This is a genomic window from Burkholderia sp. BE17 (assembly GCF_009362305.1).
In the GTDB taxonomy this organism is placed as follows: domain Bacteria; phylum Pseudomonadota; class Gammaproteobacteria; order Burkholderiales; family Burkholderiaceae; genus Burkholderia; species Burkholderia pyrrocinia_C.
On sequence record NZ_WHNU01000031.1, the window covers coordinates 54,674 to 77,492 of the forward strand.

The 22,819-nt window shown below is 67.2% G+C and carries 21 protein-coding genes and 1 tRNA gene; 7 read left to right on the plus strand and 15 right to left on the minus strand.

Annotation, left to right across the window (positions count from 1 at the left end; genetic code table 11):
• Positions 1 to 55: 55 nt before the first annotated feature.
• The 8 genes from esaR to def all read right to left on the minus strand — a co-directional run bounded on the left by esaR (position 56) and on the right by def (position 8,595).
• The gene (gene esaR / locus GD429_RS25015; RefSeq protein WP_152860845.1) at positions 56 to 757 is read right to left on the minus strand and encodes a response regulator transcription factor EsaR; all 702 of its coding nucleotides are present in this window, start codon (positions 755 to 757) and stop codon (positions 56 to 58) included.
• Entirely contained in the window at positions 758 to 3,172 is a 2,415-nt protein-coding gene (gene esaS, locus GD429_RS25020) for a sensor histidine kinase EsaS (RefSeq protein ID WP_321574856.1), read from the minus strand. It abuts the gene before it with no gap.
• Positions 3,162 to 3,752: a DUF4390 domain-containing protein gene (locus GD429_RS25025; RefSeq protein WP_034179354.1), complete on the minus strand. Its 591-nt coding sequence runs from the start codon at positions 3,750 to 3,752 to the stop codon at positions 3,162 to 3,164. The genes esaS and GD429_RS25025 overlap by 11 nt, the downstream gene beginning before the upstream one ends.
• The gene (rsmB, locus tag GD429_RS25030) at positions 3,749 to 5,140 is read right to left on the minus strand and encodes a 16S rRNA (cytosine(967)-C(5))-methyltransferase RsmB (protein ID WP_152860847.1); all 1,392 of its coding nucleotides are present in this window, start codon (positions 5,138 to 5,140) and stop codon (positions 3,749 to 3,751) included. The genes GD429_RS25025 and rsmB overlap by 4 nt, the downstream gene beginning before the upstream one ends.
• Before the next feature lie 219 nt (positions 5,141 to 5,359).
• Positions 5,360 to 6,217 carry a zinc metalloprotease HtpX gene (gene htpX, locus GD429_RS25035; RefSeq protein ID WP_006485774.1) on the minus strand — a complete coding sequence of 286 codons (858 nt, stop codon included), beginning with the start codon at positions 6,215 to 6,217 and terminating at the stop codon, positions 5,360 to 5,362.
• Positions 6,218 to 6,317: 100 nt separating this feature from the next.
• Positions 6,318 to 6,953, minus strand: coding sequence for a LysE family translocator (locus GD429_RS25040; RefSeq protein WP_152860850.1), 636 nt, complete (start codon positions 6,951 to 6,953; stop codon positions 6,318 to 6,320).
• Positions 6,954 to 7,073: 120 nt separating this feature from the next.
• Positions 7,074 to 8,057 (minus strand): methionyl-tRNA formyltransferase, encoded by a 984-nt coding sequence (gene fmt / locus GD429_RS25045; RefSeq protein WP_152860852.1) that lies wholly within the window; start codon positions 8,055 to 8,057, stop codon positions 7,074 to 7,076.
• A gap of 34 nt (positions 8,058 to 8,091) precedes the next feature.
• The gene (def, locus tag GD429_RS25050; protein WP_034179358.1) at positions 8,092 to 8,595 is read right to left on the minus strand and encodes a peptide deformylase; all 504 of its coding nucleotides are present in this window, start codon (positions 8,593 to 8,595) and stop codon (positions 8,092 to 8,094) included.
• Positions 8,596 to 8,666: 71 nt separating this feature from the next.
• Between def and dprA the strand changes: the two genes are divergently transcribed.
• The 3 genes from dprA to GD429_RS25065 all read left to right on the plus strand — a co-directional run bounded on the left by dprA (position 8,667) and on the right by GD429_RS25065 (position 13,343).
• Positions 8,667 to 10,109 carry a DNA-processing protein DprA gene (gene dprA / locus GD429_RS25055; RefSeq protein ID WP_152860854.1) on the plus strand — a complete coding sequence of 481 codons (1,443 nt, stop codon included), beginning with the start codon at positions 8,667 to 8,669 and terminating at the stop codon, positions 10,107 to 10,109.
• 36 nt (positions 10,110 to 10,145) lie between these two features.
• The gene (locus GD429_RS25060; RefSeq protein ID WP_152860856.1) at positions 10,146 to 10,526 is read left to right on the plus strand and encodes a thioredoxin family protein; all 381 of its coding nucleotides are present in this window, start codon (positions 10,146 to 10,148) and stop codon (positions 10,524 to 10,526) included.
• A gap of 192 nt (positions 10,527 to 10,718) precedes the next feature.
• Complete coding sequence (locus GD429_RS25065; RefSeq protein ID WP_152860858.1) at positions 10,719 to 13,343, plus strand: DNA topoisomerase III; 2,625 nt, start codon at positions 10,719 to 10,721, stop codon at positions 13,341 to 13,343.
• A gap of 129 nt (positions 13,344 to 13,472) precedes the next feature.
• Here the strand turns inward: GD429_RS25065 and GD429_RS25070 are convergent, their stop codons facing one another.
• A complete protein-coding gene (locus GD429_RS25070) occupies positions 13,473 to 14,522 on the minus strand; it encodes a LysR family transcriptional regulator (protein ID WP_152860860.1) in 1,050 nt (349 codons plus the stop codon).
• 425 nt (positions 14,523 to 14,947) lie between these two features.
• On the opposite strand from GD429_RS25070, the gene GD429_RS25075 reads away from it, so the two are divergent.
• Positions 14,948 to 15,961: a D-2-hydroxyacid dehydrogenase family protein gene (locus GD429_RS25075; protein WP_034179363.1), complete on the plus strand. Its 1,014-nt coding sequence runs from the start codon at positions 14,948 to 14,950 to the stop codon at positions 15,959 to 15,961.
• A 48-nt stretch (positions 15,962 to 16,009) separates the two neighbouring features.
• Here GD429_RS25075 and GD429_RS25080 read toward each other — a convergent pair whose 3' ends face one another.
• Complete coding sequence (locus GD429_RS25080; RefSeq protein WP_152860863.1) at positions 16,010 to 16,876, minus strand: patatin-like phospholipase family protein; 867 nt, start codon at positions 16,874 to 16,876, stop codon at positions 16,010 to 16,012.
• 8 nt (positions 16,877 to 16,884) lie between these two features.
• Positions 16,885 to 17,289: a PaaI family thioesterase gene (locus GD429_RS25085; protein ID WP_034179365.1), complete on the minus strand. Its 405-nt coding sequence runs from the start codon at positions 17,287 to 17,289 to the stop codon at positions 16,885 to 16,887.
• A gap of 192 nt (positions 17,290 to 17,481) precedes the next feature.
• Between GD429_RS25085 and GD429_RS25090 the strand changes: the two genes are divergently transcribed.
• A tRNA-Lys gene (locus tag GD429_RS25090) sits at positions 17,482 to 17,557 on the plus strand.
• Positions 17,558 to 17,748: 191 nt separating this feature from the next.
• A complete protein-coding gene (locus tag GD429_RS25095) occupies positions 17,749 to 18,798 on the plus strand; it encodes a DUF3592 domain-containing protein (protein WP_152860865.1) in 1,050 nt (349 codons plus the stop codon).
• Between the two features lie 49 nt (positions 18,799 to 18,847).
• Here the strand turns inward: GD429_RS25095 and GD429_RS25100 are convergent, their stop codons facing one another.
• The gene (locus tag GD429_RS25100) at positions 18,848 to 19,462 is read right to left on the minus strand and encodes a CGNR zinc finger domain-containing protein (protein WP_152860867.1); all 615 of its coding nucleotides are present in this window, start codon (positions 19,460 to 19,462) and stop codon (positions 18,848 to 18,850) included.
• A gap of 81 nt (positions 19,463 to 19,543) precedes the next feature.
• Here GD429_RS25100 and GD429_RS25105 point away from each other — a divergent pair, with 81 nt between their 5' ends.
• Positions 19,544 to 20,359 (plus strand): alpha/beta fold hydrolase, encoded by an 816-nt coding sequence (locus tag GD429_RS25105; protein ID WP_152860869.1) that lies wholly within the window; start codon positions 19,544 to 19,546, stop codon positions 20,357 to 20,359.
• A gap of 24 nt (positions 20,360 to 20,383) precedes the next feature.
• Here the strand turns inward: GD429_RS25105 and GD429_RS25110 are convergent, their stop codons facing one another.
• The 3 genes from GD429_RS25110 to GD429_RS25120 are packed head-to-tail and all read right to left on the minus strand — an operon-like array spanning position 20,384 to position 22,616.
• Positions 20,384 to 21,142 (minus strand): amino acid ABC transporter ATP-binding protein, encoded by a 759-nt coding sequence (locus GD429_RS25110; protein WP_152860871.1) that lies wholly within the window; start codon positions 21,140 to 21,142, stop codon positions 20,384 to 20,386.
• Positions 21,139 to 21,819 (minus strand): amino acid ABC transporter permease, encoded by a 681-nt coding sequence (locus GD429_RS25115; RefSeq protein ID WP_034179381.1) that lies wholly within the window; start codon positions 21,817 to 21,819, stop codon positions 21,139 to 21,141. The genes GD429_RS25110 and GD429_RS25115 overlap by 4 nt, the downstream gene beginning before the upstream one ends.
• Positions 21,820 to 21,833: 14 nt before the next feature.
• Positions 21,834 to 22,616 carry an amino acid ABC transporter substrate-binding protein gene (locus GD429_RS25120; protein ID WP_152860873.1) on the minus strand — a complete coding sequence of 261 codons (783 nt, stop codon included), beginning with the start codon at positions 22,614 to 22,616 and terminating at the stop codon, positions 21,834 to 21,836.
• Positions 22,617 to 22,819: the final 203 nt, after the last annotated feature.

A 22,819-nucleotide genomic window follows, 5' to 3' on the forward strand; every position in this document is an offset into this window, starting at 1 on the left:
AAGAATGAAAGTATATCGAGCTTTTCTCACCTGCTCAAGCGTTTTCGCAAAAAATTTATACGGCGCCTTCGGCCGGCTTCTTGCCGAGCTCGACGCCGAGCTGCTTGAGCTTGCGATACAGGTGCGTGCGCTCGAGGCCCGTCTTCTCCGCGACGCGCGTCATGCTGCCGTTCTCGCGCGCGAGGTGATATTCGAAGTACGCGCGCTCGAACGCATCGCGCGCTTCGCGCAACGGGATGTCGAACGGGATCGCGGCCGTCTGGCCCGCAAGGCCGAGTGCCGCCGCCATGTCATCGCCGAGCGTCGGCAGCGCAGCCGCGGACGCAACCGCCGCGGACCCCGCTGCCTGTCCGGCGCCGGCCTTCGCCGCCGCGTTGGCGGACACCGGCGTCGCGCCGCGTGCGAGACCGTGCTCGACAGACTTCAGCAGCTTCTGCAACGCGATCGGCTTCTCGAGGAAATCGAGCGCGCCGATCTTCGTCGCCTCGACGGCCGTATCGATCGTCGCGTGCCCGGACATCATGATCACGGGCATCGTCAGCAGCCCCTGCGCCGCCCATTCCTTGAGCAACGTGACGCCGTCGGTATCGGGCATCCAGATATCGAGCAGCACGAGATCGGGCACCTGATTCAGCCGGTATTCCCGCGCGGCCTGCGCGTTCTCCGCTGCCTCGACGACATGTCCTTCATCGCTGAGGATCTCCGAGAGCAATTCCCGGATGCCCATTTCATCATCTACCACCAGGATGGTTGCCATTTACGCTGCCCTTGTCTGCTCACTTGCTTTTGTCTTAGCGGGGGTCGTCCCGCCCTGCGCGCCTGTTTCGGCGCCTGGCGCATCGCTCGCCATCTGCAGGAACAGGATCGACACCTGCGCACCCTCGACGGTCTCGCCGTGCATGCGATTGCGCAGATCGATCCGCGCACCGTGCTCGTCGACGATTTTCTTGACCGTGGCCAGCCCGAGCCCCGTGCCCTTCGCCTTCGTCGTCACGTAAGGCTCGAACGCGCGGGTCAGGATGCGTGCCGGAAAACCGGGCCCGTTGTCGGACACGGTAAGACGTACCGCGACGCGCGTTTTGCCCTCGGCGTCGGGATCGCCATATTCTACTGTCTTGGTTTCGATCAACACACGCGGATGCGCGACTTCCGCGACCGAATCCTGCGCATTCTGCAGCAGGTTGTGGATCACCTGGCGCAATTGCGTCGCGTCGCCACGAATCACCGGCAGCGACGGCGCGAGCTCGGCGACGATCGGGCTCTTGCCCTCGCCGACACCATACAGCCCGAGCACCTCGCTCGCCAGTTCGTTCAACTGCAGGTTCGCGAGCACCGCCGGCGGCGTGCGCGCGTATTCGCGGAAATCGTCGACCATCCGCTTCATCGCGGCCACCTGGTTGACGATCATCGTCGCGCCGCGCTTGAGCACATCCGCGTCGGGCGGCGCGAGCTTGTCGGCCAGCTTCATCTGCAGCCGCTCGGCCGACAGCTGGATCGGCGTCAACGGATTCTTGATCTCGTGCGCGAGCCGCCGCGCGACCTCGCCCCACGCGACCGAACGCTGCGCGGAAATCACGTCGGAAATGTCGTCGAACACGACGACGTAACCGGATGTCTGCGGATCGTCGGCCTGCCCCTCGACCGTCAACACGAGGCGCGTGCCGCGCACGAGCAGCGTCAGCGGATCGGCTTCGCCCGGCACCTCGATCGCGAACTGCTGCTGCCAGTGGCCGCGATCGCCGCTGGCGCCGTCGGACGCCGCCTCGCGATCGGCGAACGCCTTGCGCACCATCGCGCCGAACCCCGCGGCAACGCCGATCCGGTCGAGCGTCGTGCCGATCAGCGCGTTGAACGGCTGCCGGAAGATTCGCTCGGCACCGCGATTGGCCGTCGTCAGCCGGAACTGGCGGTCGAGCACGAACACGCCGGCCGTCAGGTTCGCGAGGATGCTTTCGAGATACGTCTTCGAATGCTCGAGCGCGATGCGGTTCTTCTCGACCGCGAGCCGCGCCTCGGACAACTGGCGCGTCATCGCGTTGAACGACTGCGTGAGGAAACCGAGCTCGTCGCGCGTCTTGATCTCGCGCTTCGGCGTGTAGTCGCCTTCCGTGATCTCCTTCGTGCCCTGCGCGAGCAGGAACAGCGGCCGCGCAAGCTGCTGGCCGAGCGCAAGCGCGAGCATCATCGCGATGAAGGTCGCGAGGAACAGCGCGAGCGTCAGCGTGCCGATGTACATCTTGCGCAAGCCGGTGCGGCCGAGCGCCTTTTCCTGGTACTCGCGATACGCGCGCTGCACGGCGTCCGCGTTGTGCGCGAGCGTCGGCGGCACCGGTTGCGTGAGCTGCAGGAAGCGTTCGGCCGGCTGCAGCAGCGACGTCGTCGCATCGGGAATCGGCCGCACGACGCGCAGCCGCAGCGCGCCCTTCGCACCGCGCGCGCGCGGGTCGCCGTCGACTTCGCCTTCGATCGCCGCATACGCGCCGTGTTCGCGCGCCTGGCTCAGCATCAGCGGCGTCGGCAGGTCGTCCGGAATCAGCGTCGCGAAATTGCCCGACGCCTGCGCGACGATATGCAATTCGGGCGCCGCGCCCGAGCCGCCGCGGCTCGGCTCGACGATCGTAGCGTCCTGCACGCCGAACTGGTCGCGCAGCCGCAGCAGCGTGAGCGTCGTGCCGTTCGTGTTCGCATCGACGCTCGCGAGCTGGTCGGACATCAGTCGCGCCTTCGTCTGCAGATCGGACAGCGACGCATCGAGCATCCCGCGGCCGAGGTTCAGGCCGGCCGTCAACGCCGTCTCGACGTTCACGTCGAACCACGACTCGATGCTGCGCGACACGAACTGGTACGACACGATGTAGATGATCCCGCCCGGCACCACGCCGACGAGCGCGAAGAACACCGCGAGCTTCGCGAGCAGCCGCGTGCCGAACTTGCCCTTCCTCAGGCGCACGACGATCATCCCGATCAGCCCGAGCACCACGAGCAGAAATACGAGCGCGACGACGATGTTGGTCGCGTACAGCCACGAGTAGTAGCGGTCGAAGAATTCGGTGTTCGCGCTCGCGGCCGCGAGCAGCACGAGCAGCAGCAGCGCGGTGAGCGCGACGGTCGAGACGATCACGCGAACGAGGAGGCTCTTCCCGCTGGCCGCGCGGCGCACTTTATTTAGCACGTTCGGTCACCGTGAAGTTGAAGCGCTTCCAGTCCGACCCGAGCGTCCAGTCGCGGTTGTTCACGGCGTCGACCTGGAATGGCTTCGGCATCAGCGCCGTATCGAGCTGCATCCGCACCGATGCCATGTAGGTTTCCCCCAGGCGCACCTGGTTGCGGTCGATCACATGCCACGACGTGATGTGCCGGACGACCGCGAGCGCGTCCTTCAGCGACGGGAAGCCGAGCTGCAGGCCGCCCGTCGACACGCGGTATTCGCGTGTGAGCGGCTGGAACGACAGGCGGATCGTCTGCGTCACCGACACCGGCTGCTCGTCGAACCAGTACCAGCGCGCGCGGCTCAGCTCGAAGTCGGTCGTGAAGTAAAGCGGGATGCCCTTGTTGACGGCATCCTCGAGGTTCGGATTCAGCTCGAAGTCGAAACGGGCGTCGAGGCTCCAGCCGCTTCCGTCGGCCTGGAGCGACGCGCGCTGCACGGCGATCGACTGGGCATGCGCCGGCCGGACGACGGCCAGGCACAGCGTCAACGCGACCATCAGGACGGCCGCGAGCCGAAGTGGAAAAAGGTGTTTGATCGTCACCGTTTCTGAAACCGCGCGTAGAAAAATCCGTCGTGATCGGTGTTCTGGTCGAGTGCGCCGGCGGCCGCCCCTCCCTGCACTCCGCCCGGCAGCAGCTGGCCGGGGGCGTCCAATCGTACCGCATCTTCACAAGCCGCTTCAAACCAGCGGGCCTGCAACTCGCCTTCTTCGGGGAAGATCGAACAGGTCACGTAAAGCAGTTCGCCGCCCGGTTTCACGAGCGGCCACAACGCCGACAGGATGCGGCGCTGTTCCGCGACGAGCGCCGGGATGTCGGCCTCGCGGCGCAGCCAGCGAATGTCCGGATGCCGCCGCACGATGCCGGAGGCCGAGCACGGCACGTCGGCCAGGATACGGTCGAACGGGCGCCCGTCGTACCACGCGTCGGGCGCGCCAGCATCGCCGACACGCACGTCCGCTGCGAGCGACAGGCGTACGAGGTTCTCGCCGATGCGCGCCGCGCGCGTCGCATCGCTTTCGAGCGCAACGACTTCCGCATCGGCCAGTTCGAGAATATGGCCGGTCTTGCCGCCGGGCGCCGCGCATGCGTCGAGCACGCGCATGCCGTCACGCGCGCCGAGCCATTCGGCCGCGAGCTGCGCGCCGGCATCCTGCACCGACACCACGCCGTCGGCGAATCCCGGAATGCGCTCGACCGGCAGCGCCGATGCGAGCCGCACCGCATGCCGGCCGATCGCGGTCGCGTCGATCCCGCTCGCGCGCAGCGTGTCGAGATACGCGTCGACGCTCGCGCGGCGCGCATTCACGCGCAACGTCAGCGGCCCCTGGCGCTCGCCGGCCGCGAGGATCGCCTGCCATGCGTCGGGCCACGCGCGCTTCACCGCATCGACCCACCATGCGCGGTAGTTCCAGCGCGCGACAGCGTCGTCCCGCATCGCCGCGACGAGCGCGTCGCGCTCGCGCAGGAAACGGCGCAGCACCGCGTTGACCATTCCCTTCGCGAACGCATATTCGCGCCGCGCGCCGATTACGGTGACGGCCTGGTCGACCACCGTGAACGCCGGATACGCGGCATCGTCCGCCGGGTCGAGCAGCAGCGCGAATGCGCCCGCGAGCACCGCGTGCACGTGCGCGGGCGGCGCCTTGCTGACGAACTTGCCGATCAGCCAGTCCGCGCTGCCGAGGCGACGCATCGTCCGGTACGCGACGTCCTGCGTCGCGCCGCGCGCGAGCGCCTGCGCACCGGACGCCATCTGCGCGAATACAGCCGACAGCGCTGCCGGCAGCGCGGTGCCGCGCCGTACCGCATCGACCGCCTGCGCGGCCGCGTCGAGTGCGAAGCCGAGCGATTCGGGCGCAAGGTGCAGCGCGGACAGGCGCGCCGGGCGGCCGGAAGAAGACGGAGCGGAAGAACGGGTTCGTGTCATCGGAGCGGAATCGGCAAACAAGCGCAGCAAGCAAATGCGGCAAACGGCGGGATCGCAGGGCCACGCGGCCCTGCGATCCCAAACCGCGCATTGTAGCGTGCGGCCATGCGGCCCCTTTGGCCCCTTTACGGCGCGCACAAATGAAACACCCCGCAGCGCGAAGCGTGCGGGGTGGCGACGCGGACGCCACGCGGCAACGGCCGCGCGGTGCGCCGAGACTTAATCGAAGCGACCGGTACGCGCCATTTCCATCAGGCGCGCGATGCGCTCCTCGGTGGCCGGGTGCGTCGAGAACAGGTTCTGCAGGCCGCCGCCGTGGAGCGGGTTCATGATCATCATCTGCGCGGTGGCCGGATGCGCTTCGGCAGCCTGGAACGGGATGCCGGCCGCATAGCGATGGATCTTGTCGAGCGCGGTCGCGAGCGACTGCGGATCGCCGGAAATCTGCGCGCCGCCGCGGTCGGCCTCGAACTCGCGTGCCCGCGAAATCGCCATCTGGATCAGCGCGCCGGCGATCGGCGCGAGCAGCGCGACCGCGATACCCGCGATCGGGTTGGCCGGCCGGCCGTTCTCGTCGCGCCCGCCGAAGAACATCGCGAAGTTCGCGAGTGCCGAGATCGCACCCGCCATCGTCGCGGTGATCGTCGAGATCAGGATGTCGCGGTGCTTCACGTGCGCGAGCTCGTGCGCCATCACACCGCGCATCTCGCGCTCCGACAGCACGCGCAGGATGCCCGTCGTCGCGGCGACCGCCGCGTGCTCGGGGTTGCGGCCCGTCGCGAACGCGTTCGGCGCATCCTCGTTGATCAGGTAGACGCGCGGCATCGGCAGGTTCGCGCGCGTGGCCAGCTCGCGCACCATCCGGTAGAACTGCGGCGCCGTGTTCTCGTCGACTTCCTGCGCGTTGTACATGCGCAGCACCATCTTGTCGGAGAACCAGTACGAGAAGAAATTCATGCCGAGCGCGAACAGCAGCGCGATCGTCATGCCGCGCGAGCCGCCGATCATGCCGCCGATCACGATGAACAGGGCCGTGATCGCGGCCATCAGCATCGCCGTTTTGACCCAATTGAACATACCCACTCCTTATCCGTCAGGGGACCCGCCGCGCATCACAGGGCGCGACGGAAAATTGTAAGCGATTTGTTAGATAAGGTCTTGCCGGAAAAATTCAATCTCAGCGTTGCGATGTTGCAAGACGCAGGCCGAGGCCGACGAAAGCACTGCCGACCGTGCGGTCGAGCCACTTCTTGACGCCCGGCTTGCCGGAAAAGCGTTGCGTGACACTGCCCGCGACCCATGCGACCAGGCTGGTCCAGACCGTGCTCATCGCGACGAACACCGCGCCGAGGGTCAGGAACGCCAATGCCTTGTGCGGGCTGTCGACCGAGACGAACTGCGGGAAGAACGACACGAAGAACAGCACGACCTTAGGGTTCAGCACGTTGGTCCAGAAGCCCTGCATGAACAGTTGCCGCAGCGGCTTCGCGGCCTGCGCGGCCGCGGCGCCGGACGTCACAGCCGCCTGCTTCGCGACGATCATCCGCACGCCCAGATAGATCAGGTACGCGGCGCCGACCAGCTTGATCACCGTGAACGCGGCAGCCGACGCTGCAAGCAGCGCGGTCAGGCCGAATGCGCACGCGAGCGCGTGAACGCAGCAGCCGGCCGAAATGCCGAGCGCCGACATCAGCCCCGCACCGCGGCCCTGCGCGACGCTGCGGCCGACGATGTAGGCCGTGTCGGGGCCGGGCGTGACGTTCAGCAGGAAAACTGCCAGCACGAAGAAGCCGAAATGGGTGATGCCGAACATGAAAACCTCGAAACCGGAGAGCGCAGGGAAATTCTACGCGCGCCTGCCGCGCTGCGCGACTCGGCCGTCCGGCCGATTGCGCAGGGCCGGCAGGCCGTGTCGAATGGCAGTCAGGTCACGTTACGCAACGTCGGTCGGCGCGAAACGCCGGCCCGCGGCGAGCGGCGAGCCGGCCAGGAATTCGCGCGCGGGCAGCCGCTTGCCGCCCGGCTTCTGCAACTGCGTGACGCGCAGCGCGCCGCTGCCGCATGCGACGACCACGCCTTCCGGCGCGGCTTCGACGATCGTGCCGGGCGCCGCGTCGCCGCGCGCCACCACCGGCTCGGCCGCCCACAGCTTGATTGCCGCGCCGTCGAGCGTCGCGACGCCGCCGGGGAACGGATCGAACGCACGCACCTGGCGCGCGAGCACGTCGGCAGGCTTGCGCCAGTCGAGCGCCGCTTCGTGCTTGCCGATCTTTTCCGCATAGGTCACGCCGTCGGCCGGCTGCGGCGTCGCCGGCAGCGTGCCGTCGCGCTCGAGCCGCACCAGCGCGTCGACGATCAGCCGCGCGCCGTCGGCGGCCAGCCGGTCGTGCAGCGTCGCGGTCGTGTCGCCGGGCGCGATCGCGATGCGCGCCTCGTCGATCATCGCGCCGGTGTCGAGGCCGGCGTCCATCTGCATCAGCGTGACGCCCGTCTCGGCGTCGCCGGCCTCGATCGCGCGGTGGATCGGCGCGGCGCCGCGCCAGCGCGGCAGCAGCGACGCATGGATGTTGATGCAGCCGCCGCGCGGAATGTCGAGCACCTCCTGCGGCAGCAGCAGGCCGTACGCGGCGACCACCATCACGTCGTGCGGCGTCGTGCGCAGCAGCTCGATCGCGTCGGCCGCTTCCGCGGGGTACTTGCCCGCACGGCGCAGCGACGGCGGCTGCGCGACGGGCATGCCGTGCTCGACGGCGTAGCGCTTCACGGCGCTCGCCTGCAGTTTCATCCCGCGGCCGGCCGGGCGATCGGGCTGGGTGAGCACGAGCGGCACCGGAAAACCGGCCTCATGGATCGCGGCGAGCGCAGCCGCGGCAAATTCCGGCGTGCCGGCAAAAATCACGCGCAACGTACGGGTCATGACAGCGTTCTGGGTCGGGCAGGATGAACGCGCGTCACATCGCGCGTTCGAGTTTCTTCATCTTCGTCTTGATGCGCGTCTGCTTGAGCGGCGACAGGTATTCGACGAACACGCGCCCCATCAGGTGATCCATCTCGTGCTGGACGCACACGGCGAGCAGGCCCTCGCAGTCGAGCTCGAAAGCCTCGCCCTGCTCGTTGAGCGCGCGCACGCGCACGTGATCGGGACGCTCGACTTCGTCGTAGATGCCGGGTACCGACAGGCAGCCCTCTTCATAGATCTGCTTCACGTCGCTCGACCAGACGATCTCGGGGTTGATGAACGCGCGCAGCTCGTTCTTTTCCTCGGAAACATCGATCACGATCACGCGCTCGTGCACGTCGACCTGCGTGGCCGCAAGGCCGATGCCGGGCGCCGCGTACATGGTCTCGGCCATGTCGGCGACGAGCTTGCGGATCCGGTCGTCGACCTTGTCGACGGGCTTGGCGACCTTGTGCAGCCGCTTGTCGGGGTAATGAAGAATGTTGAGCAAAGCCATGGTGTTCGGTATTCGGTGGCGCGGCGTGCCGCATCGGCCATCCGGCCGGCTGGCGCCGCCGCCGCGATGCAATGAAGATGAGGCGGATGCGCGGCGTATCAATGCCGCGGATCGCGCCTCCTGCAATTGGCCGGGCGCCTGCGCGCGCGGCCCTGTCGAGTATTTCGGATGATGAAAATTTTATCATGGCGCCACGCGGTCCGCTGGCCGTCGCGTTCGAGGGCAGCCTCATGTCGCCGCACGCGCTGACCACCTCCGCGTTGCGCGCGTGGCTGCAGCTCGCACATGCGCCCGGCCTCGCGCCCGCCGTACTGCAGGCGCTGCTCGACGCGTTCGGCTCGCCGGGAGCGCTGCTGCGCGCGTCCGACCAGGCCATCGCCGCCGTGAGCAGCCCGGCCGCCGCGCAGGCCGTGCGCGCAAGCGAACGCGACGATCTCAATGCGCGCACCGATGCCGCGCTCGCGTGGCTCGATGCACCGGGCAACGCGCTCGTCACGCTCAGCGATCCGGCCTACCCGCCGCGGCTGCGCGACCTGCACGACCCGCCGCCGCTGCTATATGTAAAGGGCCGGCTCGACCTGCTGCACGCACGCGGCTTCGCCGTGGTCGGCAGCCGCCACGCGACGCCACAGGGGCTCGCCGACGCGACGCGCTTCGCACGCGAGTTGTCCGACGCAGGGCTCCCGATCGTCTCGGGCCTTGCGCTCGGGATCGACGGCGCCGCGCATCGCGGCGGGCTCGACGGCCGGTCGGGCACGGTCGCGGTGATCGCGACGGGCGCCGACCTCGTCTATCCGGCACGGCACCGCGCACTCGCCCACGAGATCGCCGCGCACGGTGCGATCCTGTCGGAATGGCCGCTCGGCACGCCGGCCCGCGCCGCACATTTCCCGCAGCGCAACCGGCTGATCGCCGCGCTCGCGATCGGCGCGCTCGTCGTCGAGGCAGCCCCGCGCTCCGGCTCGCTGATCACCGCGCGGCTCGCGAACGAACTGGGGCGCGATGTGTTCGCGATGCCTGGCTCGATCCACGCACCGCTCGCGCAGGGCTGCCACGCGCTGATCCGCGACGGCGCGAAGCTCACGGCAGCGCCGCTCGATATTCTCGAGGAATACGGGCTGGGAGAACCGATGACCGGTGTGGCATGCCCCGGAATTCAGGGCGCGAACCCCGGCCAGATCCGCGCAACCGAAGCCTCCGGCCAGCACGCCTCCGCCGGCATCATGGAAGCGGCCGCCTCCGGTCCGACCGCCGCGCCAGCCCGAATCGAGGCATCCCCGCCTCTCTCGCTCGGCACCCCGTCCGAACAGGCCGTGCTCGCCGCACTGGGATACGGCCCCGTCACATACGAATGGCTCGCCGAACACAGCGGCCTGTCCGACGACGTGCTGCACCGCGTGCTGCTCGCGCTCGAACTGGCCGGTCGCGTCGCGAGTCTCCCCGGCGGACGCTTCGCGCGGCTTGACGCGGCCCCCACCCCGCCTGCGCGCGGCGTGCTACATTTCCCCGAATAGGGGCGGCCGCGCCGCCGACGATACTCAAGGAAATCCATGCCCGCGCTGAATCTCGACACCGATGCGGATCGGATCGCCGAGCGCCTCGCCGATCCCGGCACGTTGCTCGTCGCCTGCCTGTGCGCCGAGTGGTGCGGCACGTGCCGCGACTACCGGACGGCCTTCGACCAGCTCGCTGACGCGCATCCCGACGCCTGCTTCGCCTGGATCGACGTCGAAACGCACGCCGACCGCCTCGACGATCTCGACGTCGAGAACTTCCCGACGATCCTGATCGAGGATGCCAACACCGCACGCTTCTTCGGCACGGTGCTGCCGCACGCGGCGATCGTCGAGCGAATGCTGACCGATCTGAGCGCGGTACCCGGTGCGCCGCACGCACCGAAATTGCGCAACGTCCTGAACGTCGAAGCCTGAATTCGCACGCCGGCCCGGCGGTTTCTCGCGCGTTTGCGCGCAGCGCCGCGCCGGGCGCTTGCCGCCGCTGCAACCCCCCTCTATGATGACCCGCTTTTTACACGCCGAGCCGCCGTCGCTTCGGCGTGTGCTATAAAGCGGTCGTAAAAGGGACCCACACCGGCGAACCCGGTCTACCATCACACACCTGTCATGTCCAAAGCACTGATCATTGCGGAAAAGCCTTCTGTCGCGAACGACATCGCGCGCGCTTTGGGCGGCTTTACAAAGCATGACGAATACTACGAGAGCGACGAATTCGTCCTTTCGTCCGCTGTCGGCCACTTGCTCGAAATCGCCGCCCCGGAAGAGTACGAGGTCAAGCGCGGGAAATGGAGCTTCGCGCATCTGCCCGTCATCCCCCCGCATTTCGACCTGAACCCGATCGCAAAAAGCGAGTCGCGCCTCAAGGTGCTCACCAAGCTGATGAAGCGCAAGGACGTCGACCGCCTGATCAACGCATGTGACGCGGGGCGCGAGGGCGAACTGATTTTCCGCCTGATCGCACAGCACGCGAAGGCGAAGCAGCCGGTCCAGCGCCTGTGGTTGCAGTCGATGACGCCGCAGGCGATTCGCGACGGCTTCGCGAACCTGCGCAGCGACACGGACATGCAGCCGCTCGCCGACGCCGCACGTTGTCGCTCGGAAGCCGACTGGCTCGTCGGGATCAACGGCACCCGCGCGATGACCGCGTTCAACAGCAAGGGCGGTGGTTTCTTCCTGACGACAGTCGGCCGCGTTCAGACGCCAACGCTGTCGATCGTCGTCGAACGAGAAGAGAAAATCCGCCGCTTCATCCCGCGCGACTACTGGGAAGTGAAGGCCGCATTCGCGTGCGCGGGCGGTTTCTACGAAGGCAAGTGGTACGACCCGAAATTCAAGCGCGACGAATTCGATCCGGAAAGGCGCGACTCCCGCCTGTGGAGCCTGCCGGCCGCCGAAACGATCGTCGCCGCATGCCGCGACCAGGTCGGCACGGTCTCCGAGGAATCGAAGCCGTCGACGCAGCTGTCGCCGCTGCTGTTCGACCTGACGAGCCTGCAGCGCGAGGCGAACGGCCGCTTCGGCTTCTCCGCGAAGAACACGCTCGGCCTCGCGCAGGCGCTGTATGAAAAGCACAAGGTGCTGACCTACCCGCGTACCGACGCGCGCGCGCTGCCGGAAGACTACATTTCGACGGTCCAGTCCACGCTCGAGATGCTCAAGGAGAGCAACAACTACCTGCCGCATGCGAAGCAGGTGCTCGACAAGGGCTGGGTGAAGCCTAACAAGCGGATCTTCGACAATTCGAAGATCAGCGACCACTTTGCAATCATCCCGACGCTGCAGGCGCCGAAGTCGCTGTCCGAGCCGGAGCAGAAGCTGTACGACTTGGTCGTGAAGCGCTTCCTCGCCGTGTTCTTCCCGGCAGCCGAATTCCGCGTCACGACGCGGATCACCGAAGTCGCCGGCCATCACTTCAAGACCGAGGGCAAGGTGCTCATCGAGCCGGGCTGGCTGCAGGTGTACGGCCGCGACGCCGAAGGCGCGGACGCGAACCTCGTGCCGGTGCAGAAGAACGAGAAGGTGAAGACGGACGAAATCGCCGCCGTCGCGCTCGTGACGAAGCCGCCCGCACGCTACTCGGAAGCGACGCTGCTGTCGGCGATGGAAGGCGCGGGCAAGCTCGTCGAGGACGACGAGCTGCGCGAGGCGATGGCCGCGAAGGGCCTCGGCACGCCTGCCACGCGAGCGGCGATCATCGAAGGCCTGCTCGGCGAGAAATACCTGTTGCGCGAAGGCCGCGAGCTGATCCCGACCGCGAAGGCATTCCAGCTGATGACGCTCTTGCGCGGGCTCGGCGTGAAGGAACTGACCGCGCCGGAGCTCACCGGCGAATGGGAATACAAGCTGTCGCAGATGGAGCGCGGCAACCTCGGGCGCGATGCGTTCATGCAGGAAATCGCCCGCATGACGCAGCAGATCGTCAAGCGCGCGAAGGAATACGATTCCGACACGATCCCCGGCGACTACGCGACGCTCGAGACGCCGTGCCCGAACTGCGGCGGCCAGGTGAAGGAAAACTACCGCCGCTTCGCGTGCACGAAGTGCGAGTTCTCGATCTCGAAGATTCCGGGCAGCCGGCAGTTCGAGATCCCGGAAGTCGAGGAGCTGCTGCAGAAGAAGGAAATCGGTCCGCTGTCCGGGTTCCGCAGCAAGATGGGCCGCCCGTTCTCGGCGATCCTCAAGCTGTCCTTCGACGACGAGACGAAGAATTACAAGCTCGAGTTCGATTTCGGCCAGGACCAGGGCGGCGAGGAAGGTGAAACACCCGACTTCTCCGCGCAGGAACCGGTCGGCGCGTGCCCGAAGTGCAAGGGCCGCGTGTTCGAGCACGGGATGAGCTACGTGTGCGAGCACTCGGTTGCGAACCCGAAGACCTGCGACTTCCGCTCGGGCAAGGTGATCCTGCAGCAGGAAATCACGCGCGAGCAGATGGGCAAGCTGCTTGCCGACGGCCGCACGGATCTGCTGCCGAACTTCAAGTCGTCGCGCACGGGCCGCAACTTCAAGGCGTTCCTCGTGAAGCAGCCGGACGGCAAGATCGGCTTCGAGTTCGAGAAGAAGGAACCGAAGGCCGCTGCCGCGAAGAAGACGGCGAAATCGGCGACGAAGGACGCCGAAACCGTGACGGAAGGCGCCGAAGAGAAACCGGCACCGGCCCGCAAGGCTGCCGCCAAGACCGCAGCGACCAAGACCGCCGCCCGCAAGACGACGGCGCGCAAGACGGGCTCGTAACGGCCAGGCCGCCGGGGCTTCCCCCGGCGCATCGGGCTCCGGCAGGCAGCCATAAAAAAACGCGGATCGATCGCTCGATCCGCGTTTTTTCCTTGTGCCGACGGGAACCGCCGCCCGGCCGTCGCGCCGTTACAGCGGCGACGGCACCGCGACGCGCGTGCGTGTCGAACGCGGCAGGCGCGGCGACAGGTTCGGGTCGGCCGATTCGGGCTGCTCCGTACGCGTCTCGACGCCGATCGGCGCGAGCGTCGCACCCTGCGCGGCCCACTGCTCGCCGATCGTCGCATCGGTCGCGTGACTGAAATACTCGACGAGGTGGTCGATGAACGTGCGCACCTTCGCGGGCAAATGGCGCCGGCTCGGGTAAGCGATGTTGATTTCGACCTGCGGCAGCCGGAAATCCGGCAGCAGCCGCACGAGCGCGCCGCGCGCGATGTCGCTGCCGATCAGGTAGCTCGGCAGGATCGCGACGCCCATCCCGAGCAGCGCGAACTGGCGCAGCATCGCGGTGTTGTTCGCGACGATCACGTTGGTCGGGCGCACGCGCACTTCGCCGTCAGGCCCCGTGAACACGCGCTCGTCGCCCCAGTATTCGGCCGGCAGGCTCAAGCTCGGATGCGCGACGAGCTGCTCCGGATGGGTCGGGACGCCGTGCTTCTCCAGATAGCTCGGCGTCGCGCACACGGTCATGCAGCCCGTGGTCAGCCGCCGCGTGACAATGCTCGCGCTGCGCATCTGGCGCGTGACCACGATGCCGACATCGAAACCTTCCTCGACGAGATCGACCTGCCGGTCGACCAGCGTGAGATCCGGCACCACTTTCGGGAAATTCTCCGTGTACGTCTGCAACACGGGCGCGAGGTTATGCAGGCCGAACACGACCGGCGCGACGATGCGCAGCGTGCCGACCGGCTCGTGATTGCGCGCGACGACCATCTGCTCGACGTCCTCGAGCTCATCGAGGATCTGGCGAGCACGCTCCAGATAGACCTGGCCCGACTCGGTCAGGGAAAGGCTGCGTGTGGTGCGGTTCAGCAAACGCGTGCCGAGCCGGCCTTCCAGATCGGCGACGTGACGCGTCGCAACCGCGTTGGAAATATCCATTGCACTCGCGGCCCGCGCAAAACTGCCGAGATCTGCAACCTTGACGAACACGCGCATCGACTGCAAATGATCCATAAACGACTCCTGCCGCTGTTACAACTTCAAAAAGATGAAGCAAATGCGTAATTCTCCTACGACAGCGGAAATGATGCAGAGTTGCTCAACAAGGCACCGGTTGACGATAAAAATAGTCAAAAATCCTCGCCATTTGCGGATGGTTGATCCAATTATTCTGATTGGAGCAACAATTGGGTGAACCTCGTCGAGTAAGCGGCCGAATCAGGAAAGACGTATTTGATGCGACACAGCAGCGCACCCTTGCGCACCGCACGCGAGCGGCGCCGGGCGAGGCTGCCGCCAATTGCCGCGGAGCGTAACAACCTGTTAAAAAGACCCCACGAAGGCGACCGACGTAGCATCATGTCGGCCCCGGCCGGGCGGGACGGGTGCGCGACGTGCGCCACCGCCACTGCCGATTTCAACGCGCGACACCGTTCACCATGAAAATTGCCATCCTCGACGACTACCAGGACGCCGTCCGCAAGCTGAACTGCTTCGAGATGCTTGCCGGCCACGACGTGAAGGTCTTCAACAATACGGTGCGCGGCCTGGGACAGCTCGCGAGCCGTCTGGCGGAAGTCGAGGCGCTCGTGCTGATTCGTGAACGGACCCCGATTTCGTCGCAACTGCTCGCCAAGCTGCCGAACCTGCGCATGATCAGCCAGACCGGCCGCGTCTCGAGCCATATCGACCTCGAAGCGTGTACCGACCGCGGCATCGCGGTGCTCGAAGGCACGGGTTCGCCGGTCGCGCCCGCCGAGCTGACCTGGGCGCTCGTGATGGCCGCCCAGCGCCGGATTCCGCAGTACGTCGCGAACCTGAAGCAGGGCGCATGGCAGCAGTCGGGCCTGAAGACGTCGGCGCTGCCGCCGAACTTCGGCCTCGGCCAGGTGCTGCGCGGCCAGACGCTCGGCATCTGGGGTTACGGCAAGATCGGCCGGCTCGTCGCCGGCTACGGCAAGGCGTTCGGGATGAACGTGCTGATCTGGGGCCGCGAGCATTCGCTCGAAGCCGCGCGCGCCGACGGCTACACGGCCGCCGAAAGCCGCGAGGCGCTGTTCGAGCAGAGCGACGTGCTGTCGCTGCACCTGCGCATGCACGACGACACGCGCGGCATCGTCAAGCAGGAAGACCTGATGCGGATGAAGCCGACGTCGCTGCTCGTCAACACGAGCCGCGCTGAGCTGCTCGAGGAAAACGCGCTCGTCAACGCGCTGTCGCACAACCGCCCGGGGATGGTCGCGATCGACGTGTTCGAGAGCGAGCCGATCCTGCAGGGCTACAGCCTGCTGCGGATGGAAAACGTGATCTGCACGCCGCACATCGGCTATGTCGAGCGCGAGAGCTACGAGCTCTATTTCAGCGCGGCGTTCAGGAACATCCTCGCGTTCGACGACGGCGACATGTCGAGCGTCGCCAATCCGGAAGCGCTGACGCCGATCCGCAAGCGCTGATCGCGCGGGCTGCGCACGCCGCGCGGCCCGATTCTCCATTCCCCGCCATCAGGCGGCCGCGCGGCCGCCTGTCATCGCATCGACGCGCGTGAGGAAATGCTCGCCGTCGCGCCGCCCGAGGTCGTATGCATGCCGCATCTGCGACGGGCTCGTGTAATCCCAGCTCGAAATCGGCACCTTGCTCGACGGCTGTACGTACAGCCGCCGCTGCTCGCCGTGCGCGACCGTGAACATCTGCGGGCGCGGATACAGCCGCGTGACGAGCACCAGCACGTCGCCCGGCGACGGGTCGAGCGCGTCGACCGGCACGTTGTCGACCATCCCGCCGTCGAGCACGGGCCGGCCGCCGCGGCGCAGCACCGGCGTGAACGGCGGCGTGCAGGACGACTGCAGGATCAGGTCGGCAAGTTCGTCGACTTGCGTGCAGGCCTGCGCACGCACGAACTCGGGCCGAAAGCCGAGCGTGCGCCCGAGTGTCGGGTGCAGCGTCTTGCGCACATATTTCTCGATGTTGTACGCGACGAGGCCGGCAGCGACCGCACTGCGCGCACCGAGCCAGCGCGGCACGTGCGACACGCCGATGCGGATCTCCGGCGCCGCGGCGAGCTTCGCGAACGGCTCGCCGTAGATGTCGAGCAATGCCTGACGGTAGATGCGGTAATGCGGAAACACGGGCTCGCGCCCGAATAGGTTGCCCCAGTACGCGTTCTTCCGGTTGTGGCGCAGCGCCTCTTCGTAATAGCGCATCACCCACGCGGCGTCGCGCGTATACAGCATGCACGCGGTCGCCGCGCCGGCCGAGATGCCGGTGATCACGCGCGGGCGCAGCCCGAGGGCCGGCTGCGCGACGTCCCAGAAGCCGGCCTGCCACCAGCAGCGATTGCCACCGCCCGCAAAGACGATCTGGTCGAACATCGCGCCGCTCAGCTGACGAGTGCGTAGGTCGACGTCGCGTGGACGGCCATCTTGCCGTCCTCGTCGAACAGCTCGACTTCGCCGAACACGAGGTTGCGGCCCATCCGCAGCACCCGCGCGGTGACGTGCACGTCGCCCTTGCGCACGGGGCGCATGAAGTTCGTGTTCAGCGACACGGTGGTCATCGGCCGGAACTCGCCGAGCGCGGCCGAGATCGCGACGACCATCGCGGTGTCGGCGGCCGCCGTGAACACCTGGCCGCAGATCACGCCGCCCGAATGGCGGAATTCGCCGGAAAACGGCAGGCGCATCGTGACGCTGTCGTCACCGATCGACACGGGGACCAGACCGAGCGAGCGGACCCACGGGGCCAGCAGGCGATCCAGCAATTCGCGGACTGCGTTTTCGTCCATCTTCGAATGTCCAGAAAACGTTGCGCGACCGCCGCGCAACACGTGTGGCGTCATCATACCGGGAGCGCGCAAACTGCGACCGCTCGTTACCGCGTCGACAGCCGCCGTTGGCGTGACGAAATATTTTCAGGAAATTTGCACAAAGGGCTTGCCATGCCCCAAAAACTCGTGCATAATTTTTCTTCTGTTGGGGGGGCGTTAGCTCAGTTGGTAGAGCAGCGGACTCTTAATCCGTAGGTCGAGTGTTCGAGTCACTCACGCCCCACCAGGAATTCAAAAGGCCGGTCAGCGAAAGCTGACCGGCCTTTTTCATTTCCGCACGCCACGCTCGTGGCGCGCGCCCTCTCTCGGCACACATCCGCACGCCCCTTCCGCACCGTTTCCGCTAGAATCGTCCGACAAATATCACACGACCGGCCCAGGCACCGCCGTTTGTTTGCCCGCCGGCACTGAGAGAACATGGGACGTCAGACATGGAAGCATGTGAACGAGACGCGACCATTCAGAGGGCATGGTTGCGCCGATATCGGCCTGTCCGTCGGGACACACCGTTCACCCGATCGCACTCGAATCCGCCGCACGACGCACGAGCCGGATCCGGTCATGCCGGGTAAGGACGCACTCGCCGCGCTGGCGCTCGGCGTCGCGCTGCTCCTGCTCGCAGGCGTGCTCGCCCTCACGGCCGGCCGCGCGACCGGCCACTTGGTCCGCGCGCCGGGCACGGTCGTGCGCATCGTGCAGGACAGCGACGCGATGCGCGCGTACCGGCCGATCGTCGCCTACCTCGCGAACGACGGCCAGCGCCGCGAAATCGCCGGCAATACCGCGTCGACCGTCCCCGCGTACGACATCGGCGAGAACGTCGACGTCTTGCTCGATCCGGCCCATCCCGACCGCCCCGCACTGATCGACGATTTCGCGCAACGCTGGTTTCCGGTTGCGGTGCCGACGCTGCTCGCCATCGCGTCGTTTGCGATCGGCGGCCTGCTGATCGCCGGCGAGCGCCGCCGCCGGCAATCCGACCCGCCGCCGGCCCGAACCGCAAGCAAGCAGGCGCGGCGCCGCTGGGATATCGCGATCGTGCTGATTCCGATCGCGATCGGCACGGGCTTCCTCGCCGGCGCCGGCGCAGCCGGCCTGCGTCAGTGGCAGATCGTCCGCGACTATGCGCACTCGACCGGCCATGTCGTCGAGATCGCGAAAAACGCGCGGTCGCCCCGGGCGCGCACATCGCTGTATTCGGCAATCGTCGCGTTCACGACCGACGGCGGGCGCCTGATCACGTTCGCCCAGGGCTCGGCGTCGTCGCATCCGGGTCTACGCGAAGGCGAAGCGGTCAACGTGCTGTACGACCCCGTTACCCCCGAGCGAGCCGTCGTCGACCGCTTCTGGGATCGCTGGGGCCTCACGGCCATCCTGTTCGCGATCGGCGCGCCGTTCCTCGCGGCCGGGCTGTTCGTCGCCGCGACACTATGGCCGGACCATCGGACGCACGAAACCGCTCAGTAACGATCGCGCGCCGGCCGCGCGCGGCGTGCCCACCGTCACGGCGCGCGCTTCACCGTTCCCTGAACGCTTCCACCTTCGCGCGATTCCCGCACGTGCGCATGTCGCACCAGCGTCGCCCGACGCCGCGGCCCCGATCAACGAAGAACCACGTACAACGGCCGCACTGCCGCACGCGCGCGAAATCGTCGCTGCGCAGCAGATGCTCGAAACCGAGCGCGGCCGCATCGACCCAGCGCGACGCGGCGCGCGCATCGGGCCGCCACGCGAACCGGCCATCGACCGCGTCGAACGCGCTGCGCCCGATCGCATCGCGGATCGCGACTGCGAGCCGGCCCGCCGCGCGCGCACCGGCGCTGCCGCCGCCTCCGGCCGTCAGGTGCGCGATCGCGGCGTACGCATCCTCGCGAAAGCGATGCAGCGCCGCCAGCTCGTCCGGGCCGTCCTGCCGCGCATGACGCAGAAGCCGCGCCAGATCGGCCGGCGCCAGCAATCCCGCTTTCCCGGCCCACGCGCGCACGGCCGGCCAGTCGACGAGCTTGTCCTCGTCGCGCGTCTTGCCCGTATCGGCCACCGTGTTGAGGAAGTCGAGCGCCGGATGGCCGCCGACGAAATCGGCCGCGCCCCATTCGTGCGCGTGTCGCGCAGGCTCGTTTCGAGTAACCATTTATTCTCACCTATCGGTTTCATGTCCGGATAATCCGGAGTAACCTGTTAACAACCAAAACAGGTTAGCACGGAGAAGCCGATGCTCGAACTCGCCAACCGCTTCCTTTTCGAAGGCCACCGGATCGCATGGGGCATGCTCGGTGAAGGCCCACCACTCGTGCTCGTGCACGGCACGCCGTTTTCGTCGCAGGTGTGGCGCCGGATCGCGCCGTGGCTCGCGCGGCGCCATCGCGTGTACTTCTACGACCTGCTCGGCTATGGCCAGTCCGACATGCCGGACGCGGACGTGTCGCTCGGCCGGCAGAACGTGCTGTTCGGCGCGATGCTGGATGAATGGAACATTGCGCGCCCGCGCGTGCTCGCGCACGACTACGGCGGTGCGACCGTGCTGCGCGCGCACTTCCTAGACGGCATCGCGTATGCGGACCTCACGCTCGTGAACCCGGTCGCGATTGCACCGCAGGGATCGCCGTTCGTGCGCCATGTCGCGCAGCACGAAGCCGCGTTCACCGGGTTGCCGGCGTATGCGCATCACGCGCTCGTATCGGCTTATATCGGCAATGCCGTGGCACGGCCGATGAGCGACGACGTGCTGTCGATCTACCGTTCGCCGTGGCTCACGCCAAGCGGCCAGTCAGCGTTCTATCGCCAGATCGCGCAGATGCGCCAGCACTATATCGAGGAAGCGGAGGCTCGCTACGCGCCGCCGGACTTTCCGGTGCGCATCGTGTGGGGCGAGGACGACGCGTGGATTCCGCTCGAACAAGGGCAGGCGCTCGCCGATCGCATCGCGAACGGCGAATTGATCCGGGTGCCGCGCGCGGGCCATCTCGTGCAGGAAGATGCGCCGGAGGCGATCGTCGCAGCGGTGCTCGACGGGCAAGCGCAGGGCTGAGCGCCGCCGGAATCGCGTATCGCGTCAGAACGCCGGCACGCCTTGCGCGAGCGTCGCGATGAACTTCGCGGTGCGCGGATCGCGCGGCTGGCTAAACAGGTCGCGCGATGCACGGGCCTCGACGATGCGGCCATCGGCCAGAAACACCGCATCGTGCGCGATCGACGCGGCCAGGCGCAGGTCGTGCGTGGCCATCAGCATCGTCGTGCCTTCGCGTGCGAGCTGGCGCAGCACCTCGACCACCTCGATGGACAGCTCGGGATCGAGCGCCGACGTCGGCTCGTCGCACAGCAGCACCTGCGGCGACGGCGCGAGTGCGCGTGCGATGGCAACGCGCTGCTGCTGGCCGCCCGACAGCGTCGCGGGCCATGCGTCGGCCTTGTCCGCGATGCCGACCTTGTCGAGCAGCGCAAGCGCCCGTTCGCGCGCACGCTCGCGCGGCCAGCGCTGCACGGTCACGAGCCCTTCCATCACGTTCTGCACGACGCTCAGGTGCGGAAACAACTGGAAGTTCTGGAATACCATGCCGGTCTGCCGGCGCACCGCGAACACGGCGTCGCGCGACGGCCGGCGCGCCGGTGCAAAGTCGACGCGCGCTTCGCCCACCGTGAGCGTGCCCGCCTCGGGCACTTCGAGCAGGTTCACGCAGCGCAGCAGCGTGCTCTTGCCGCTGCCGGACGGCCCGATCAGCGCGGTCACGCTGCCCGGCTGCAATGCGAGGTCGATCGCGCTCAGCACGCGGTGCGCGCCGAACGACTTGTCGATGCGTTCGAGACGAATCATCGCAACTCCGCCTGGAACAACGCATGACGGCCGAAACGGATTTCGAGGCGACGTTGCAGCGTGGAGAGCACCGAACTGAACAGCAGGTAGATCAGCGCGGCTTCGGTATAGAGGATCAGCGGCTCGTAGGTCACGGCCGCGATGCGCTGCGCGGCCTGGAAGATCTCGGGCACCGTCAGCACGGCCGCAAGCGACGTGTCCTTCACGAGCGAGATGAACGAATTCGACAGCGCGGGCAGCGCGACGCGCGCGGCCTGCGGCAGGATCGCGCGGCGCAGCGCCTGCGCGCGCGTCATCGCCATCGAGTACGCGGCTTCCCACTGCCCCTTCGGGATCGATTCGATCACGCCGCGGATCACCTCGGCGTTGTACGCGCCGACGTTCAGCGAGAAGCCGATCACGGCGGCGGTCAGCGGATCGAGCACGATGCCGACGCTCGGCAGCCCGTAGAAGATCACGAACAGTTGCACGAGCAACGGCGAGCCGCGAAACAGCCAGATATAGAAACGCACGACGGCCTGTGCCCAGCGCGGCCCGAACAGCCGCGCGAGCGCCGCGCCGAACGCGAGCAACAGGCCGATCGCGAACGACGCGAGCGTGAGCGGAACCGTGAACACGAGCCCCGCGTAAAGCAGGGGCCGCAGCGATTCCGCCATCAGGTGCAGCCAAGGCGGCATCGTTCAGCCTCGCGTCACGGCTGCGACACGTCGCGGCCGAAGTACTTCTGCGAGATCTTCGCGTAGGTGCCGTCCGACTTGATGTCCGCGAGCGCCTTGTCGATCGCGGCCACCAGGTCGGGGCTACCCTTGCGCAGCAGCACGCCCGACGCGTCGCCGGCGCCAGTCGTGTCGGTCGCCGCAATCTTCAGTTTCGCGTCGGGCTTGTGCTTGCGGAAATCGAGGTACGACAGCGAATCGTTGATCGTCGCGTCGACGCGCCCGGACGTCAGCAGGTCGATCGATTCGTTGAAGCCCTGCACGGGCACCACGTCCGCGCCGTGAGACGCCGCGAGCTTGCCGAAATTGCTCGTCAGCGTGTTCGCGGATTTCTTGCCCTTCAGGTCGTCGAACGAGCGGATCGTCGTGTTGTCCGTGCGCACGATCAGCACCGCGTGCGACGTGATGTACGGCGACGAGAAAGCGTATTTCGCCTTGCGCGCGTCGGTGATCGACACTTCGTTGACGACCGCGTCGTAGCGGTTCACGTCGAGGCCCGCGATCAGCCCGTCCCACTTTCCTTCGACGAATTGCGGCTTCACACCGAGGCGCTGCGCGATCGCGGTGGCGATGTCGACGTCGAAGCCCGTCAGCTTGCCGGTCTCGTCGTGGTACGTGAACGGCGCGTACGTGCCTTCGGTGCCGACCCGGAACACGCCGGAAGACTTGATCTGCGCGAGATCGTCGGCGGCGAATGCGCTCGTGGCCGCGACGGCCTGCAGCAGCGCGACGAGCAGAATGGAGCGAAGGAATTTCATGGTGCGGACCCCGAACGATGGAAGGGAGTAACCCGCCGGCCCGAGCAGCCGCGCGAGAGGTCCGCGAATTCTACCGACGCGCCGATGCCCGGCAAAAACGCAAATCCGCTAACGATATGAGCGCGTCGAATAACGCGCCGGCCAGCCACGCATTCCGCAGACGAAATCCGTCGCGATACGGCGCGGCAATCGTCCGACGATTC